Origin of the sequence: Falsigemmobacter intermedius, from assembly GCF_004054105.1 — a bacterium.
GTDB lineage: Bacteria > Pseudomonadota > Alphaproteobacteria > Rhodobacterales > Rhodobacteraceae > Wagnerdoeblera > Wagnerdoeblera intermedia.
The window spans coordinates 1-1,635 of the sequence record NZ_SBLC01000129.1 but is presented as its reverse complement, the minus strand read 5'-3'; the positions used below and the strand labels follow the sequence as shown (position 1 = coordinate 1,635).

At 56.0% G+C, this 1,635-nt stretch carries 3 protein-coding genes; 2 read left to right on the top strand and 1 reads right to left on the bottom strand.

Annotated features, from left to right (window positions below):
- Positions 1–438 precede the first annotated feature (438 nt).
- Positions 439–729: a hypothetical protein gene (locus tag EP867_RS19540; RefSeq protein WP_128491086.1), complete on the bottom strand. Its 291-nt coding sequence runs from the start codon at positions 727–729 to the stop codon at positions 439–441.
- Positions 730–870: 141 nt separating this feature from the next.
- Here EP867_RS19540 and EP867_RS19535 point away from each other — a divergent pair, with 141 nt between their 5' ends.
- Both EP867_RS19535 and EP867_RS19530 read left to right on the top strand, forming a co-directional pair.
- Positions 871–1,077, top strand: coding sequence for a cold-shock protein (locus tag EP867_RS19535; protein ID WP_128491085.1), 207 nt, complete (start codon positions 871–873; stop codon positions 1,075–1,077).
- Between the two features lie 297 nt (positions 1,078–1,374).
- Positions 1,375–1,635: hypothetical protein (locus EP867_RS19530; protein ID WP_206616400.1), on the top strand; the 261-nt coding region annotated here is incomplete at its 3' end.

Genomic DNA, 1,635 nt, shown 5'->3' with positions numbered 1-1,635 from the left:
TATCAACATCTTGAAAAGATGTTTGTGCGGCGCGGGAATTTTCTGCGCCGCATTTTCAGTCCGGGGAGCCAGGCAGGTACGCGAGAGGTCGACCTGTGCTTACACTGGAGCCGCGCGGCCGCAGCTGTCATATAGCCCTGCGGAGAGACGAAGCTCGCGGAGATGCGAAGTCCTGGCCTGACGCTCGGCTGCTATAATCTGTTGTTCCGTGTGAGCGCGGTTCTGTGGTGGGCTGCTGACGATTTTTGCAAAGGCAAGTTCAGCCTGCTGGCGCTTTGGCGATTGTCTCTCGTTCATCATAATTTCTCCTGTAACCGAACCTGTCCCTGCGCTCCAGGCGGATTGCCCAAGGCGTGGGGAGGATGTGTCACGATCTCTGGCGTGACGCCGGATGGCCGTGGAACTGGCGCGTGCGCGCTTGCCATCCGGTATGCCGGCTCAGGCCGGTTCTTCCGCAGTGCCGTCTGTGGCCTCTGCCGGTGTGACCTTGGGCGACATGCGCCAACGGCGGCTCTGCTGGTATTTCTTCACCTGGAGCGGGTCGGCCTTTTCCGCGAGAAAGGCTGCAAGATCGAAACGCGGTTTGGGGGTAAACATTTGCACAAAGGCATCCTTCGCAGCGAAAGCTGCTCTGCCTTCATAGCACAGATTAACCTGCGAGTCGGTAAAATAGGGCGGTTCGAGAAATAATATTTTCACAACCGGTATTTTTAGGAAATAAATTTCCACAGCCCCTTGCTAAACCCTGAGGAGGAGCCCATCTTAGTCAGGCAGTTAAGTTTTTGGTTCTGGTCTTACGGCGCAGTTCTCGATCATTGCGCTTGCCAGGCCATCGCACATTGCGGGTGGCGCTATATAAGGAGCACCATCATGGCTATGGGCACCGTAAAATGGTTTAATTCCACCAAAGGTTTCGGTTTTGTGGCACCTCAGGGTGGCAAGAACGATATCTTCCTTCATATCTCAGCGCTTGAACGCGCAGGTCTGCGTGGCGTCGATGAAGGTCAGGAGATCTCCTTCGACGTTGAGACCGGTCGTGACGGCCGCGAGTCCGCGACGAATGTGCGTCTCGCCTGATAACGGGATTGTCCCATTCTTCAGACGAACCCGGTCCATTCCTGACAGTCATGTGCACAGCTGAAACTTAGCCTGCGCTTACGCGTAAACCGCCGGGACCGGCCCCTCATGGGGTATAAAGGCGGAAGGCAGGAGGCACAGAGCCTGAGATCCTTATGGGTCTCAGGCTTTTTCTTCAGCTACTCACCCGGCACGGGGAAATCAGCGCGATAACCTCAATCGCTTTCAGAAGCGCGTGCTTTGACAGGTTGCAGGATTGCAGGCAGGTTTGTTCTGTCGGCCGATCGGGAGGCTCATGTGGTACCCAGCTACAGCATAGATAAATCACAACCGAAAAGACCCGTGGTGCGTCAGATGGATGGCCGGTTTTTCATCCTGGTGGCGATCGTCAGCCATAATCTGAGAGGTTTTCTCAGCGGGACATCAGAGTTGTCGGGTTGGGCGGTATTGAGCCCGGATGACAGCACATTTCATGGCGTCGTCTCGCTCGACCCGGAGTATCCCTCAGCCTGGCTTGATGACAAAGGCTCGCGATACGAGCTCATCACGCCGCCTGCG